Here is a 15898-nt window from a genome sequence, read left to right as displayed (position 1 = left end):
GCGAGTGGCCTGTGTCAGCCGATGCCAGGCGATGGACGCGAGGTTTCATCCGCCTTGCTGCGCTCGCCGGGTCGGCAGTTGCTCAAGGTGCAAGTGGTCCAGCTCGCGGTCGCGCAGCTCTACCCAGTCACGCAGCGCCAGCACCGAGCGCGGCGGCGAAATCAGGTAGCCCTGGAACAGGTCGCAGCCGGCCTCAAGCAGTGCCGACTGCTTTTCCAGGCTGTCGACGCCCTCGGCGGTGACCCGTTTGCCCTGCGCCCGGCAGAACGCAATCATCGCCGCCAGGCTTCGCTGCATGTCCGGCAGAGCCAGGCGCCTGACGATGGCCATGTCCAGCTTGATGGTGTCGGCCGGGTATTCGAGCAGCTGCTGGATCGAGGTGTAGCCAACGCCAAAGTCGTCGATCGCGACCCGGAAGCCGGCCGTGCGTATCGCCTGGACCACTTCCATGGTGCTGTCGCTCAATTCGGCGGCGTAGGTTTCGGTGAGTTCGATTTCCACATTGCCCGGCGCAACGCCGTGGTGCGCGGTACGCTCGATCAGGTAGCGGCAGATGTGATCATCGGTCAGTTGTGCGGAGGAAACGTTGATCGCCAGGATCACGCCTTCGCCGAACAGCTCGACCAGTTCGCCATAGCCAGCCAGCGCCCGGTCGATCACCCAGCTGTCGATCTTTGGAAACAGCCCCGCACGTTCGGCAATGGGAATGAACTCGCCGGGAGAAACCGTGCCCAGTAGCGGCGAGTGCCAGCGCAGCAGCGCCTCGCAACTGACCACCGCACCCTCACGATCCACTGCCGGCATGTAGACCAGACGCCATTGATCGTCACCCCCTATGGCACGCAGCTGGTCCTCGATCATCCGGATGCGTTCATTCTGCTGCTCGAGCTGCGCCGAATAGGCCACCGCCATGTTCTTGCCTTCGGCCTTGGCCTGGTACATGGCGTTGTCGGCGCGGGCCAGCAGCTGGCTGATGGAGGTGGCATCGGCCGGGTAGCGGGCCGTGCCGATGCTGGCGCTGATCGGAAAGTTGCGCTCGCCAAGGCGGAAGCCACCCCGGCACAGGTCCAGCACCGCCTCGCTCAGCGCCGGCACGGCGTCGTCGACGCTATCGGCCAGCAGCAGGATGGCGAACTCGTCACCAGACAGCCGGGCAAATGCTGTTTCGCTATGCGAGCAGGCTGCCCGGCAACGGTCGAGCGCGCCCTGCACCCGTTGTGCGAATGTGTGCAGCAGCAAGTCGCCGGCGTCGTGGCCGTGGCGGTCGTTGACCTGCTTGAAGTTGTCCAGATCGAGAAACAGCAGGGCCAGTTGCTGTCCGCTGCGGGTGCACTGCTCGTGCATGCGAGCGGCCAGCACACCAAAGTGCGCGCGATTGCTGATGTGCGTCAGGCTGTCGGTCCAGGAAATGTCCTGGATACGCTGCAAGGCGGCCGTGTTGCGTTCGTGCAGTGTCTTCATGTTCGCCGTCAGGCGGCCGATCTCTCCGCCCTCGCGCGGCTCATCCAGTGCCTCGCGCCGGCACAACAGCAGGTCGGTCAGCTGGCTGTCGAGCTGGCTGATCGGATCCGTGACATAGCGGCGGACCAGCAGCAGCAACAGGCCGATGGACAGCAGGCAGACCAGTGCTGCGCCCGTGATGAACGCAAGGCGCAGGCGCTGCAGGCGCTGGGCCAGATATTCGGGAGCGGGGACGAGACGCGCGGCCAATGCGCGCGACAGCTCGACATCGGCAGTCAGCCCTGGTGGGGCCGGCGCCAGTGCGGGGGCGATTTCCACTGCCGCGCCGTACTCTGCCTCGAGGCTGCGCTTGAGCGCTATGAAGCGCTCCGGCCTCACCGCCAGCTGAACGGCAAAGGCTTCCTGGCGCTGGCTGGGCAGCGGGCGGCTGTTGGAAGCCGGCAGCAGGAAGTCGGTCGCCAGCAGCAAGGGTCCGCCCTCTGCGGTATCCACATAGCTCATTTCGCCGGTATCCGGCGCTTGCCTGGCCTCCTGGGCGATCCTTCTCTGGGTGGCGTTCATGGTCGCGAACGGCGTCAGGCTGCTTTCGAAGTAGTAGGCCGCCTGGCCGTCGGGCTGAACAATGGCGAAGGACACGAAGGACAACCGCGTCGTGGACAGCGAGCGGATGCTCTGCTGGATGCGCAGCCCCAGCGTTTCGTTGCGGTAGACCGTATCGGACTCGCGCAGAAACTGCTGCAGCGCCTCGCTATCGATAATCGAATAGAGCACGCTGCGGTTGAATGCCTCGTAGTCCAGATAGGCGGATTTCAGCACCGAGAGCTGTTCTGCCAGGCGCGCCTGTTCGAGACCCAGCAGCGAATCACGCTGGGTCAGGTAGGCCGTGGTGGCGGCCATCATCTGGATGATCAGGATGACCGGGAAGATCACCAGCAGGGCGCGTTTACCGAGCGTCATGGGCGTTGATCAGTGCGCTGATGATGCGTCGCCGTGTCTGTGTCGCTTCCAGCGGCCGTGCTTCATAGACCTGGCTCGTTTGCAGGACGGTCTCGGGCGGATAGATACCGGGGTCCTGTTGGACTTCCGATGGCAGCAGGGCCCTGGCTGCCTCGTTGGTTGTCGCCACAGCCAGGTCGGAAGCGTTCAGCGCGGCGATCGCGGGGTCGTTGAGAAAGTTCAGGAAGCGATAGGCGAGCGCCTTTTTCGGGCTGTGTGCAGGCACCGACAGGCAGTCCACCCAGAGCAGGGTGCCTTCCTCCGGCACTACATAGCGCCAGGGTTCGCCTGCCACACCCTGGGCTTGATTGAGGACGTGCTGGTCACCGCTGTAGGCCAGCGCCATGTCCGCACTGTCGAGGTAGCGCTGACTGCGCACCGAGGTGATCACGTATTCGTAGGTCAGCACTGCACTGGACTGCGCCACGAGCAGTTCGAACGCAGCCTTCAGTTCGTCGTTGCTGGCCGTATTGATCGAGCGCTGCTGGTACAGCAGTGGACCGGCAAGGATGTCCTCGTGGTCCTCCATCATGATGATGTGCGGCTCGTCTCGTTTGGCCGGTTTCAACAGGTCGGCCCATGACGACGGCGCGACGGGCAGTCGGTCGGCGCGATAAGCGATGCCGAGCGTGCCCCAGAGATAGGGAACGCTGTAGGGTCCACAACTCTCGCGCCAGCGTTTCGGAATGTGCTTCAGGTTGGGCAGTGAGCCTTCATCGATGGGTTCCAGCAGGCCGCGTGCGCCGAAACGGTTGGCACTGATTTTTCCGCTCAGCGCAACGTCGATCTGGTGATCCGGTTTGGCAAGCACCTCGTCACGCTTGTCGCCACTGTCGAAGTGAACCTGCTTTATCTCCACGCCGGTCTCGGCCTGCCAGCGCGCGATCACCGCTTCGCTGAGGTATTCCTCCCAGTTCAACAGATTCAGCGTGTCGGCAGCCTGCGAGGCGGCCGAGGGGAGCAGCAAGCCGAGGGTTAGTGCCAGAGCGCTGCCGGTGCGGCAGCGTGCAGGTGTTCTCGTGGTGTTCATCCGCTCTTTCACCTGCTATGCACTGCCCATTCCGATCCCTGTGATCCGGACGCGTGGAGCGCCGCCGGGACCGCTTTCAGTGGCGCCGATCTGACCCACCACAGCCAGCACATCCCGGCTGCAGGAGATGGCACTTTAATGGCGCCAGCTAAGTGACGGCAACTCTTTTCTAGTGCGTGCCCGGCCGTTCCGATCAGCGGAGCGCGATCGGCCTTTGCTGCCGTGAGCGAGGCCGCAAGGGACGCTGCAGCCAGGGCGCCAGCAGTCGAGTGGACAGGGGAATGAACAGGTAGGTCATAAGCGGCGTCAGGGCCAGCGTGCTGAGCAGTATCCGCATGACCAGGCTCAGCTCGGCGAGCATGCCGCCGAACAGCAGGTTGAACAGCAACGACACCGGAAAGAACGCCAGCCAGATCGCCACGCTCTGTTTCCAGCGCGGCGCAGTGGGGGTACCGCCACCGCCAAACCAGGCATCGATACCTCGGGCGCGATGCTCGTGGGGCTGGCCGAAGAGTTCGCTGCCGCGCTGCAGCCAGGCCCGGCGTGAGGCCGAATGCGCCCAGGTATCGAGAGTCTGCTCATCGGCAAAACGGAAGACGATCTGGAATTCATCGTCGTCAGGCGGAGGCGCCAGAACGCCGGAACCGAGGTAGCCGGGAAAGTCCGCGGCCAGTTGTTCGCCCTGGTGCAGCCAGGCGAGGAGGTCGTGGTAGCGGCCATCGCGCACGCGGCGGGCCACCATCAGAGTGACGGGTTCGGTAGACATTGTGTATCTCCAGCATCAGGCCGGTAACCCGGGTAGGGCATTCGGCAAACGCAGCGCCGGGGTGGTGGGCTGCGAGATTGTTCAGGCAATGATCATGCCCTGATCGCCATACAGCGCCGGACCCTGGCGGGGCGGCTCATACGGAAGGCGACGGCGCACTATACGGAGATCTGCTGCACTTGGAAGAGGCATATCGTGCAGCCATGGTGCAAGTGGCTACGGTTTGGGAGGTGCAGCCAGAGGAAACTGCTATCTCGGCCGGGATCTCCGCTGAGCCTCTGCCAGCGAGTAGGTTGGTTCCGCCGTTCCGTCCTGCCGGTTACGACGCAGAACCGTAACGCCAGAGCTCCGGATTGTGAACGACGCGCTTGAAACAACCCCACTGCTCGTCCCTACTATCGCCCGTCGTGCTGCAGTCTTCCTGTGCATAGCGACAACTTCCAGCCAAGGATGGTGGACCCATGAGCGGTTACGTACCCAATATTCCCCGAGCCAAGCGCGAAGCCGAGCTGAAGGGTGTTCAGCCTGTCGAAATCCATGCCGAGCGCTGGGCCGAATACGAACGCCGCAGCAGCGAGCCGGCCAAATCGCCCGAGAAGATCAAGCTGGCCTTGCGTATCGGCGTGTTTTTCGATGGCACGCTCAACAACGCCACCAACGCCACGCTCGGCCTGGCATGTGGCGCGCACCATCCCATCACGACCGAAGATCTGGACTCCAATTGCAAACCCTATATGGCCGAGCCGGATAGCAGTTATGGGAATGATCTGACCAATGTGCGGAAGCTGATGAGCCTCCATGTCGATCGGGCCGATGCCGAGGGTTCGGGCCCGCAACGACAAGTCTCCTTAAGGGTTTATGTCGAGGGTATAGGGACCCAAAGTGGTGAGGAAGACAGCGCCTTGGGTTATGCGATGGGGCGGGGCGCTACCGGTGTTCAACAGTGTGTTCAGCGCGCATTCACCATGATCGGTGCAGCTGTTGGGCGCGCCAAGGAGGGCAATCCCGGCGGCGAAATTACTTCCCTGACCTTTGATGTCTTCGGTTTTAGCCGCGGTGCTGCAGCGGCGAGGCATTTTGCTAATGAAGTCGTCAAAGGCAAGCAAGGTCCTCTCGGTGCCGTTTTACAGAGCCATGCAAGCGCGTTTGATAAGAACTTTGTGAACCGTTATAGGAGGGATGTCGATGTCGGTTTTATCGGCCTGTTCGATACCGTCGCTTCAGTTGGTGGTTTGGCGAATCTGGGTAATGTCCGAAGCGCCACGACACCGGGGCTGAATCTCTACCTGCCACGTAAATACTTCAAGGATGTGGTCCAGTTAGTGGCGCGCGACGAAATACGCGCCAATTTTCCGTTGAGCGAGGTCAGCCCGGACCATACCGAAATTATCCTCCCGGGTGCTCACTCGGACATCGGTGGTGGCTACCTGGACGAGGCCGAGGAGCGAGTTCTGGTCAGCCCCATGCAGGCGCTGGTGGTTGGGCAGCGTGTCGATGTGACGACAACCTCTATCTACCAAGATGCGGCCGACGCCCGACAGCGAATGATTGACGCGGGCTGGCCTGCGGCCATGCTGGAAATCGTTACCCCAGAGTCGCAGTTACAGCCTGTTGATCCGCGTGATCGTCTAGCACCCCGGCAAAAGAGGGTGTTTGCAGGTCTGCTGCTTAAACGTCGGGTAAGTAGTGGACTGTCACGCGTCTATTTGCGACTTATGCATAGCCTCGCCAAGAAACATGGGGTTAGGTTAAACGAAGTCGATGAAAAGGATCCAAGTTATTGCGTTCCAAGCGATTTAACCTCTCTTCATGAACGATTTAGCAAGGGTAATTATCAGGTCCCGCCCGCTGAGGGCCGATTGTTGAGACTGCGCTACATTCATGTTTCTGCGAATTGGAATAGTCCGTTAAAGAAGCAGGCGCCCAGCAGTTTAAAGCTGGTATATATCAATGCGCCCAATGTTGGCGAAGTCCGCCACTTTCATCCTCACATTGCTGAATGGAATGTTCCTTGATAAAGCATGTCATCACCCTGCTGGGTATATTCATTCTGGGTGGCTGCCAGACCGCTGACCCCCTATCCGGGGAAAAGGACCCGAAGGACAAATGGTGGAGTTTGGAGTTCTTCTCACCGCTCTATATGGTGGGGTGGGTCGAGGCGAGTCTGGTTGAAGATATCCAGGGTAAAGTGTTCAACCACGGCACCGGCGGAATCGTCGGGACTGGCATCGACAATTTAGAAACTGACTTCGCAAAAGGTTGGCCACGTGGAAAATCGGGTGGAATTGATACTGTAGTGGGTGCGGACCTACCGAGGCGTGTCTATGTGCGGTGGCAGTCGGTAGTGGAGCCGCAGACCTATCGGGCATGGATAGATATCCCTGAAGCTGCCCGGCAGCTCATGCACACCTCCACCCATCGACGCTGTCCGGAAACGCCGGAGGTACCGGCTCTATATCTAGCTGCATTGCATGTAGGACTGGCGCCGGGTGGCGTCGTCCAAGTCTGGACTCGTAATGAATGCAACAAGCCAGTCGAAGTCGCCCGGGCTCAGGCGGAGATAGAACCGCTTGGCCCACATCTTGGAAAGTCAGGTGGCAACTATTATCCGTTGTCCATTGAGTCGAAACGCTATATCGAAAAATACGGAATCCCCTACGGAAGTTGGTGATGTCTTGGGTGTGCATAACAAAAATACGCGCCAAACTGCTTGAAATAACGAGCTGGACAGAGCGCAAGCTGTCGTTCAAGAGAGGCCGGGGATACCCTTGATGCTAATTTGAAAAATGGATAAACAAACAGGTAAGGGAACACCATGCAAGACAACCGAAGACCCATTGCATCCCGATCTAAACGCTGGGCAATGGAACTAACCACGCTTTTAATCAAGCGTGATATCTCGCCTAACCAGATTTCAGTGGCCAGTATCGGATTTGCAGCCGCAGCGGCTGCAAGTATGGTGGCCTCTGCGGGTGTGCTCGCTACTGTCGTGGCCATCCTGTTTATCCAGCTCAGGCTGATATGCAACCTACTTGACGGTATGGTGGCCATCGAAGGCGGAAAGCAGTCACCTTTGGGCAGCCTGTATAACGAGTTTCCAGATCGCATCGCAGACAGCTTATTGATCGTGGCGCTCGGGTACGCGGTTGGCGCTCCGACGCTTGGATGGTTTGCCGCGCTTGTCGCGGCGTTGACCGCTTATATTCGAGTCTTCGGCGGATCACTGGGGCTTCAGCAAACCTTTGTCGGGCCCATGGCCAAGCAGCACCGGATGGCAGTTATAACGGCTGGCCTGGCGTTGAATATTCCTGAGTCTTTGCTCTTCGCGACGCACCATGCTTTGTACTTCGCGCTGGTCGTTATCGCGGCAGGGTCCGTTTTAACCTGCGTTACCCGCACCCGAATTATTGCGCGCCAGTTGAAGGGGGCCGTCTGATGTGGCTCTCCACCCTGTTGATCTCTGTTCTGCGGCTACTGCTGGGTGCTAGCGCTCGTTTCGAAAGCACGCCGGACCTGTCCGGTCAGCGCATCTATTTCGCCAACCACACGAGTCATATCGACACGCTGGCGATCATGGCGGCTCTGCCCAGGGAGGCCAGGCTCAACACCAAGCCCCTTGCCGCAGCTGATTACTGGGGCAAGAACCGATTCCTGAGATACATCGCAACGCGTGGACTCAACGCGGTGCTGATCGAGCGCAAACCCAAGGAAGGCGAAGACGCTCTGGCGCCGGTGCATCAGGTGATGACTCAGGGGGCTTCGGTCATCATTTTCCCAGAAGGGACACGCAGGTTTCAGGCGATTCCTGGCGAGTTCAAATCCGGGCTTTACCGGCTTCATAGGGCCTTTCCACAGGCGCGGCTGGTTCCCATCTACCTGGACAACCTGTATCGCTCGATGCCGAAAGGCAAGCATGTGCCGCTGCCGATTATCTGTACCATTCGGGTCGGTGACCCGCTTGAAGTCATTGAGAACGAAGAGATCGGCCTCTTCTTGAGCCGGGCCCGCGAAGCGGTAGTGAGGCTCGCCGAATGATGATCGAAAACAAGTTCTATCTGTTGATGGCTGGGGTCGTTTCCCTGCTCACGGTGGCCACCGTCACAGGACTGATTCTGAAGCGCTTCGTCAGGACGGACGGTGCGATTGCGACAGTCGAAAACCTGAACCTGAGAACCAACGCCTGGTAGTCGATGATCGCGATCTTTGTCGCCTCGTACCTGTTGGGTAGCACGGCAACGGTGGTGCTGTTCGCGTTCGTTTCGCTCTTTACGCTGCGAGAGTTCATCACACTTACCCCAACCAGGCTTGGCGATCACAACGCGCTGTTCGCGGCGTTCTTTATCCTCATTCCCTTGCAATACATATTCATCGGCATCCATTGGTATTCGATGGTGACGCTGCTGATCCCGGTTTATGCGTTTCTGTTCCTGCCGTCGATTGCCGTGCTGTCACAGGAAACCGATGCCTTTCTTGAGCGGGTCGCCAAGATTCAGTGGGGCGTCATGATTACGGTGTATTGCATCAGCCACGCACCGGCGTTGCTGATTCTCGATCTGGAAGGGTTCGAAGGGCAGAACGCGTTGTTGCTGTTCTACCTGATGTTCGTCGTCCAGATCAGCGACGTTCTGCAGTATGTGTTCGGGAAACTGTTCGGAAAAACGAAGGTGGCGCCTATCGTCAGCCCCTCAAAGACAATCGAAGGGCTGGTAGGCGGCGGCCTGGCGGCGGTGCTGGCTGGAGGCTGCATGTTCTGGCTTACACCGTTCAGCTTCTATCAGTCGTTGGCCATGTCATTCGTGATCGTGGTGATGGGCTTTCTGGGTGGCCTGACGCTCTCGGCGATCAAGCGAAGCCTGCAGGCGAAGGACTGGGGCACCATGATCAAAGGCCACGGTGGCATGCTGGATAGGATGGACTCGGTGTGTTTCGCGGCGCCGGTATTCTTCCATCTCACCCGCTACTTCTTTTCGGTGTGACGCCCTCGGGTCGTGTTCGGAAGAAAGGGCGGTCCGCTTTGGCATCGTTCAACGATCGAAATGCCCCACCAGGCGGCCTCGCTTCAACTCAACCGGTCCCCAAATGCCGCCAGCGCCGCCTCACCGACCACGTCTTCGGCCAGTAGCGGCAGCTCTTGCAGGGGCAGGTCGGGGAGCGATTGGCGCAGCGTGTCCAGATGTCGCTGTTCCCCTGCATGGCGTTCGGCAAGGAAGGGACCGGCGTCGGCCGGGGAGCGTTTGTTCACCACCAATCCGGCCACGTCGATACCGCTGCGCTGCAGCTGGGCCTGTAGCTCGATGGTCTCGAGTACCGGCAGTCGCTCGGCGGCAAGCACGATGACAAAGGCGCAGCGCTGGCGATCCTGGATCAGGTCACGCAGCTGACCGAAGCGTTCGCGGCGTCGGTAGAGCAACTGGCGTACGCGCTGCTGGCGGTCCTCGCCGTCACCCTGCTCCTGGCCGAGCACGCTTTCGCCGAGACCGCTGTCGTCCTTGCCGAAATTGCGCAGCACGTTGCCGAAGCGCTTGCTGCGTTCCTGTCGCTGCAGCAGGCCTTCGGTCCAGGCCGTCATCATTTCCGGTAATGCCATCAGGCGCGAGGTATGGCCGGACGGCGCGGTGTCGAAGACCAGCAGATCGTACTCGGCCAGACCCTGAATGACGGTATCCGCGATGCGTTCGAGCAACGCCGCTTCGTGCATCCCGGGTGCGTCGCGGGACAGTGCCATGTGCTTGTCGACCTCGCCGGCGAGATGGGGCGGCATCAGCCGGCGCAGGGCGCTGCCGACTTCATCGAGGTGTTGGCGAACGGTTTCGTCGGGGTCGAGTTCCAGCCCGTCGAGCCCGGCTGCCAGGCGCACGATGTTCGACCCGATCGAGCGATTCCAGAGGTGCCCGAGGTTGTGCGCCGGATCGGTGGACACCAAGAGCACGCGGCGCCCGGCACGCGCCTGCTGCAAGGCAGTGGCGGCCGCGACGGTGGTCTTGCCGACGCCGCCCTTGCCGCCTATGAACAGCACCCTCCGCTGGGCGGCCAGCGCTAGCAGCATCCGATGTGGTCCAGCGGTGAGTGCTCCATGCCCATGCGCAAGTGCCAGTCGTGAAAACGTTCGTAGAGCTCCGGCATCAGTTCCAGGGTGTACCAGGCGGCCGGGTTGGGCACGCCCAGTGCTTCGGAGAACACCAGCAGCATGAACAGGTCGTCCTCGTCGCGCCGGGCGCGGGCGAAGGTACGCCGGTAGGGCGCGACGTAAAATTCCTTCAGCCCGTCCGACAGGCGCTCCAGGAACGGTTGCGCTGTCATGGCAGCGGCTCGTCCGTGGTCAGGTCGGCCGCCGGGTCGCGACCCTTGCGCATGGCGATGATCGCTTCGAGGGTGACCCACAGCGCGGCGATGAGGATCACCACGTCCATGCCCAGCAGCAACCAGTTTTCGGCGCGATAGAACTGGCCCATCTGCACCAGCAGCGCGTAGATGGACATCGCCAGCAGGAACACCAATGGCACCAGCGTGTACATCGCGGGCCGGCCCTGCTTGATCAGCAGCACGGTGATGATCGACAACGTCAGCCCCGCCAGCAGCTGGTTGGTGGTGCCGAACAGCGGCCAGATCGCCATCCCGCCGCTACCCTCGGAGCCGGCACCGAAGGCCAGCGCCATGCAGACGCCGACGGCGATGAGGGTGCCGACCATCGTGTTGACCTTCATGCCCGCCAGCTCGCCGGCCTCCTGGATCACGAAGCGTTGCAGGCGCAGGCCGGTGTCCATGGTAGTGCCGGCGAAGAGGATCGCCATGACGGCAAGAATGGTAGCGCCGAGGTCCGCCGGCAGGCCCAGGCCGTTGGCCAGCAGGGTGCCGCCGCCCTGGACGAAGGCATTTACGCCGCCCTGACCGAACGCCGTGTACACCTGCTGCCAGTCGAGCAGCGTGGCGAAGCCGGCGGTGCAGCAGATGATCGCCGCCAGCGAGAGCATGCCTTCACCTACGGCACCGAAATAGCCGACGAAACGGGCATCGGTCTCCTTGTCCAGCTGCTTCGACGTGGTGCCCGAGGCGACCAGCCCGTGGAAGCCGGAAATCGCACCGCAGGCGATGGTGACGAACAGCAGCGGCACAATGCTCGGGCTGTCTGGCGGCAGGTCAGCGTTATAGGCGGGTGCGACCAGCTCCGGTGCGCCGAACAACACTGCCATATAGAGCAAGCCGAGACCCACGAACAATTGCAAGCCGTTGATGTAGTCGCGGGGTTGCAGCAGCACCCACACCGGCAGCAGCGAGGCAATGGCGGCGTAAGCGAACAGCAGCAGAATCCAGAACGACTTGGCGCTCAGGCCCAGCACCGTGTCCGGCAGCGAGACCGGAAATTGGCTGCCCAGCAGGATCAGCAGGTAAAGCACGATCACACCGCCCAGTGAAGGCCACAACAGTTTCACGTTGTAGCGGTAAATGAGCTGGCCGATCACCAGCGCGACGACGATCGCGCCCCACACAGGGATCACCGAAGTCGGCGTCGAGACCAGCAGATTGGAGATCACCGCAGCAAAGGCGCCGTTGACCATCAGCAGCACCAGGAAAATCACCACGAGGAACAGGCTGCGGCCGCGCGAACCGATCAGCCGACCGCTGAGCATGCCCACCGACTGCCCGCGGTTGCGCGCGCTGGCCCAGAGCGCCCCGAAGTCGTGGATGCCAGCAAAGAAGATGGTGCCGATCACTACCCACATGAACGCCGGCACCCAGCCCCAGATCACCGCAATGGCCGGGCCAACGATGGGAGCGGCGCCCGCCACCGAGGTGAAGTGGTGGCCCCAGAGCACGAACTTGTTAGTCGGCACGTAATCCACGCCATCGCGCATGGTGTGGGCCGGCGTACGGTAGGTGGGATCAAGGCGGTAGATCTTCGCGGCGATGAACTTCGAATAGAAGACATACCCCAGCGACATCGCCGCCAGCCCGACAATCATCAACGCAATCGCACTCATCTAACGGCTCCTCGCACGCGTGCCAAAACAGGCATCACGCAGGCTTGGGCTACTTGCCCAGTGATCCATGCCACCCATGCAGGTAGCGGTTCGCTGTTGTCGGTGCGGCACCGACGCTGCAGATTCGAGCGATGGCTTCGTGAAGGGTTCCGCCAGCAGTCAAGAACGGTCGTCTCGCCCGTTCAGGACAGGCCAACGGCGGCGACCGGAACCTGCCCGCACGCAGCAGAGCGGCGAACCCTCGCCGGCGGTTCAGGTCCGTTGAAGGACGAGCCTGAGCCGCTGGAGCACGTCCATGCAACGCCTCACCCTGCTGTCGCTTGGCAGCATCAATGCCGATTTCCAGGTGCGGGTCGACGAACCCGCTGGCAGCCGCGAAACCCAGCTGGCCCATGATCTGTGCCGCTTGTCCGGCGGCAAAGCGAGCAACACGGCGTACCTCGGCGCCCGTTTCGGTCACCGCAGCCTGCTGCTTGGCCGCGTCGGCGATGACGGGCTGGCCGAACAGGCACTCGAGCCGCTGCGCCAGGCTGGCGTCGAGGTGGATAACGTCGGGCGCGCCTCGGGTAAGTTCACTGGCGTGTCGATGATCATGGTGCCGCCGGATGGGAAGAAGAACATCGTCCTGGCGACCAATGCCAACGATTGCTGGGATGACGCGGCCATCGAAGCCATGGCCGCGGCCATCGACGGTTGCGAAACGCCCGCCTGCCTGGTGCTCGATTACGAAGTGCCGGCGCCGGTGGTACGCCAGGCGCTGGAAGCGGCCACTCGAAGGGGCATCCAGGCGGTGCTCGACCCGTCCTTCCCCGATCGCGTGGAGCGAGCGTTATTGCCCAGACTGCATGCGATCACACCAAACGTCTCGGAAGCCGAAGGGCTGGTCGGCCGTTCGCTCGACACCCGGGACCAGCTTGCGAAAGCCGCGCGTCAACTGCAGCGCGACGGGCCTGCCGTGGTGTGCATCAAACTGGGCGATGGCGGCTGCGTGCTGGCGACGGTTGACCAGACCCTGCACATCCCGCCGGGCGACGTTGAGCCGGTCGATACCACCGGCGCTGGCGATGCCTTTACCGGCGTGTTCGCCGTTGCCTTGCTCGAAGGCCTTGAGCCACGGGAGGCCGCCGCCTGGGGCGTGGCCGCGGCGAACCTGGCTGTCACAGGTTACGGCTCGCAGCCCGCGTATGCCGATCGGCAACAGGTGGTCGAGCTGGCCCAGAAGCTACTCGACAACGCGAGAACGCTGGATGGCTGAGCCAGACACGCGGTGCCAGGTCGTCTTCGAGCATTACGACCGCGGCGATGAGCGACGGCGCGAAGCCTTGCTCGCGCTGGGCAACGGGGTCCTGTCGTGGCGGGCCAGTGCGCCGGAAGCCTCGGTTCAGCCGCATGTGGATGACAGCGACCACTACGCGGGTTTCTACCGCGCCGGCTGGTATGACGAGGCGCCGCGCGAGGTCAATGGTGACTCGGTGCAGATGGCGGCCCTGGTCAACTTGCCGGACCCCTTCGGTCTCAGTTTTGCGCTAGATGATGGCGATTGGTTCAGCCTCGATAGGGTCGACCTGCAGCGCTATCGGCAAGCGCTGAGCCTGGACACCGGCGTGCTCGAACGGCACCTCGAATTCGATCTGGCTGAATATCGGGTGAGGTTGCTGGAACGTCGTCTGGTCAGCATGGCGACGCCCAATCTTGCCGTGCTGCGCTGGGAGCTGCAGTTGCCGCCCGGCCATCGGGTGCGCCTGCGGACAGTGCTGGACGGTGGCGTACGCAACGCCGGGGTTCGCCGCAACCGTGCCTATGAAGGACGGCGATTGCAGCACCTTGCCTACGACCATGACGAGAAGGGCGTGGCCGCACTCAGCGCCCGGCTGCACGACCATCGCCGTCGACTGGCGCTGGCGACAGAGATCAGGACGCCCGAGCAACCTCTGCAATGGCGCGCCACCCTCGAGGACCATCGGCTGATCCAGCAGACGGACTGCACCGTGCCGGACAGCGGTCGGCTGATCATCGAGAAGTGCGCGGTGGTGCTGGTCGACGAGGAACGACCCGCAACCGGCGAGGATGCGCGTGTCGAGGCACAGCGACAGTTGCCATGTGACGGTTATGAGCAGTTGGAACAGGCCAGCACCGAAGCCTGGCAAAGGCTGTGGCAGGGGTTGTCGCTCACCGCGGGCGACCCGGATCTGCAGCGTACGCTGCACTTTCATGCGTTCCATCTGCTGCAAACCGTGTCGCCGCTCAGCGTTGGGCGTGACCTCGGCTTTCCGCCTCGGGGTTGGATGGAAGGCTATTACGGCCAGGTGTTCTGGGACGAGCTGTTTGCCTATCCGGTACTCGCGACCCACTGGCCAGAGCTGGCCAGAAGCCTGCTGGATTACCGCTATGCCCGGCTCGACAAGGCGCGCGAGCGGGCCCGTCGCGCCGGGCTGCGGGGGGCCATGTTCCCCTGGCGCAGCGCACGCACGGGCGAAGAGGAGACGCCGCCGTGGCAGTGCAACCCGATGTCCGGTCGCTGGATGGCCGACCACACCCGCCTGCAGCGGCATATCGGTTCGGCCGTGGCGTACGACGCCTGGCAGCTCTATCTGGCCACCACTGACGAGGCGTTGCTGGCCGGGCCGGTCGGTGAGCTGGTCATTGAAGTGGCGCGGTTCTGGGCCAGCCTGGCGCAGTTCGATGCGTCGCGGCAGCGCTACCTGATCTGCGGCGTGATCGGCCCGGACGAGTATCACAACAGTTACCCGGACGCCGCAGAGCCGGGTTTGAACAACAACGCTTACACCAATCTGATGGCGGCCTGGACGCTCGACCGCGCGCGGCAGGTGCTGGCGTTGCTCAGTGAGCCCGATGCAGCCGCGCTACGGCAACGACTGCGATTCGAGCCGGACGAGCCGGAACACTGGCAAGCGGTGGCTGAAAACCTTTACCTGCCCTTCGTCGATGACCAATTGCTCAGCCAGTTCGAAGATTTCGACAAGCTGGAAGCGCCTCCGCAGGAGTGGCTGCACGGCGACCGGCCGCGCTTGGACTGGATGCTCGAAGCGCGGCATGACAGCTGCGATCGCTACCAGCTGACCAAACAGGCCGATGTGCTGATGGTTTATCACCTGCTGCCCTGTCAGACGTTGCAGCAAATCCTCGAGCGTCTGGGCTATCGCCATGACAGTGCCTGCACACGCCACACCGTCGCCTACCATCTTGCCCGCATCACCCATGAGTCGAGCTTGTCCAAGGTCGTCTGCGCCGGTGCGCTGGCGGGTATCGACAGCGACGCGTCATGGACCTATTACCAGCAGGCGCTAGCCACAGACTTGGGCTCGCCGGGTAACAGCGGCACCCAGGAAGGCATCCACCTCGGCGCCATGTGTGGCTCGCTCGACGTGATGCAGCGCCATTACCTTGGGGTGCGTCTGGAGCTTGATGGGTTACACATTTTCCCCTCTCCGCCGCCGCAGTTGCGGCAGATAGCGCTGTCACTGGTGTTCCGGCAGGCACGCCTGCATCTGCAGCTGGCTGACGGCTCGCTGTGGGTTCGCGCCGCCGATGAAAACTCGGGTTCGGTGCCGCTGCACTATGCTCAAGGCAGTTGCCAGCTGGGGCCGGGCGAGTCGCTCGAGATCGCCATCCCGCCGCCGCAGGATCGCTCGGCAACGCATTGAA

General features: G+C 62.2%; 12 protein-coding genes and 1 pseudogene. 7 read left to right on the top strand and 6 right to left on the bottom strand.

The genetic code is table 11. The features are described from left to right. Positions 1-45: 45 nt before the first annotated feature. The 3 genes from AC4LFW_RS16695 to AC4LFW_RS16685 all read right to left on the bottom strand — a co-directional run bounded on the left by AC4LFW_RS16695 (position 46) and on the right by AC4LFW_RS16685 (position 4253). Positions 46-2418, bottom strand: coding sequence for a putative bifunctional diguanylate cyclase/phosphodiesterase (locus tag AC4LFW_RS16695; RefSeq protein WP_491820491.1), 2373 nt, complete (start codon positions 2416-2418; stop codon positions 46-48). After that, positions 2405-3487, bottom strand: a complete 1083-nt coding sequence (locus AC4LFW_RS16690; protein WP_491820490.1) for a polyamine ABC transporter substrate-binding protein — start codon at positions 3485-3487, stop codon at positions 2405-2407. The genes AC4LFW_RS16695 and AC4LFW_RS16690 overlap by 14 nt, the downstream gene beginning before the upstream one ends. Before the next feature lie 193 nt (positions 3488-3680). Continuing rightward, the gene (locus AC4LFW_RS16685; protein ID WP_491820489.1) at positions 3681-4253 is read right to left on the bottom strand and encodes an antibiotic biosynthesis monooxygenase; all 573 of its coding nucleotides are present in this window, start codon (positions 4251-4253) and stop codon (positions 3681-3683) included. A gap of 461 nt (positions 4254-4714) precedes the next feature. On the opposite strand from AC4LFW_RS16685, the gene AC4LFW_RS16680 reads away from it, so the two are divergent. The 5 genes and pseudogenes from AC4LFW_RS16680 to AC4LFW_RS16660 all read left to right on the top strand — a co-directional run bounded on the left by AC4LFW_RS16680 (position 4715) and on the right by AC4LFW_RS16660 (position 9229). After that, entirely contained in the window at positions 4715-6268 is a 1554-nt protein-coding gene (locus AC4LFW_RS16680; protein WP_491820487.1) for a phospholipase effector Tle1 domain-containing protein, read from the top strand. Then, positions 6268-6924 (top strand): DUF2931 family protein, encoded by a 657-nt coding sequence (locus tag AC4LFW_RS16675; protein WP_491822156.1) that lies wholly within the window; start codon positions 6268-6270, stop codon positions 6922-6924. The genes AC4LFW_RS16680 and AC4LFW_RS16675 overlap by 1 nt, the downstream gene beginning before the upstream one ends. Before the next feature lie 192 nt (positions 6925-7116). Continuing rightward, complete coding sequence (locus AC4LFW_RS16670; protein ID WP_491820485.1) at positions 7117-7689, top strand: CDP-alcohol phosphatidyltransferase family protein; 573 nt, start codon at positions 7117-7119, stop codon at positions 7687-7689. Continuing rightward, the gene (locus AC4LFW_RS16665; RefSeq protein ID WP_491820483.1) at positions 7689-8288 is read left to right on the top strand and encodes a lysophospholipid acyltransferase family protein; all 600 of its coding nucleotides are present in this window, start codon (positions 7689-7691) and stop codon (positions 8286-8288) included. The genes AC4LFW_RS16670 and AC4LFW_RS16665 overlap by 1 nt, the downstream gene beginning before the upstream one ends. Positions 8289-8290: 2 nt before the next feature. Further along, positions 8291-9229: pseudogene (locus AC4LFW_RS16660) on the top strand (phosphatidate cytidylyltransferase). A gap of 83 nt (positions 9230-9312) precedes the next feature. Here AC4LFW_RS16660 and AC4LFW_RS16655 read toward each other — a convergent pair. Genes AC4LFW_RS16655 through AC4LFW_RS16645 form a run of 3 tightly spaced genes read right to left on the bottom strand, consistent with a single transcriptional unit; the run spans position 9313 to position 12232 of the window. Continuing rightward, complete coding sequence (locus tag AC4LFW_RS16655; protein WP_491820482.1) at positions 9313-10299, bottom strand: ArsA family ATPase; 987 nt, start codon at positions 10297-10299, stop codon at positions 9313-9315. Next, the gene (locus AC4LFW_RS16650; RefSeq protein WP_491820480.1) at positions 10290-10553 is read right to left on the bottom strand and encodes a cory-CC-star protein; all 264 of its coding nucleotides are present in this window, start codon (positions 10551-10553) and stop codon (positions 10290-10292) included. Before AC4LFW_RS16650 ends, AC4LFW_RS16655 begins: the two co-directional genes overlap by 10 nt. After that, the gene (locus AC4LFW_RS16645) at positions 10550-12232 is read right to left on the bottom strand and encodes a carbon starvation CstA family protein (RefSeq protein ID WP_491820479.1); all 1683 of its coding nucleotides are present in this window, start codon (positions 12230-12232) and stop codon (positions 10550-10552) included. Before AC4LFW_RS16645 ends, AC4LFW_RS16650 begins: the two co-directional genes overlap by 4 nt. Positions 12233-12527: 295 nt before the next feature. Here AC4LFW_RS16645 and AC4LFW_RS16640 point away from each other — a divergent pair, with 295 nt between their 5' ends. Then, complete coding sequence (locus AC4LFW_RS16640) at positions 12528-13487, top strand: PfkB family carbohydrate kinase (protein ID WP_491820478.1); 960 nt, start codon at positions 12528-12530, stop codon at positions 13485-13487. Further along, positions 13480-15897 carry a glycoside hydrolase family 65 protein gene (locus AC4LFW_RS16635; RefSeq protein WP_491820477.1) on the top strand — a complete coding sequence of 806 codons (2418 nt, stop codon included), beginning with the start codon at positions 13480-13482 and terminating at the stop codon, positions 15895-15897. The genes AC4LFW_RS16640 and AC4LFW_RS16635 overlap by 8 nt, the downstream gene beginning before the upstream one ends. Position 15898 lies beyond the last annotated feature (1 nt).

Source organism: Stutzerimonas sp. C6.4V (genome assembly GCF_058536345.1).
This window is presented reverse-complemented; position numbering and strand designations above follow the sequence as displayed.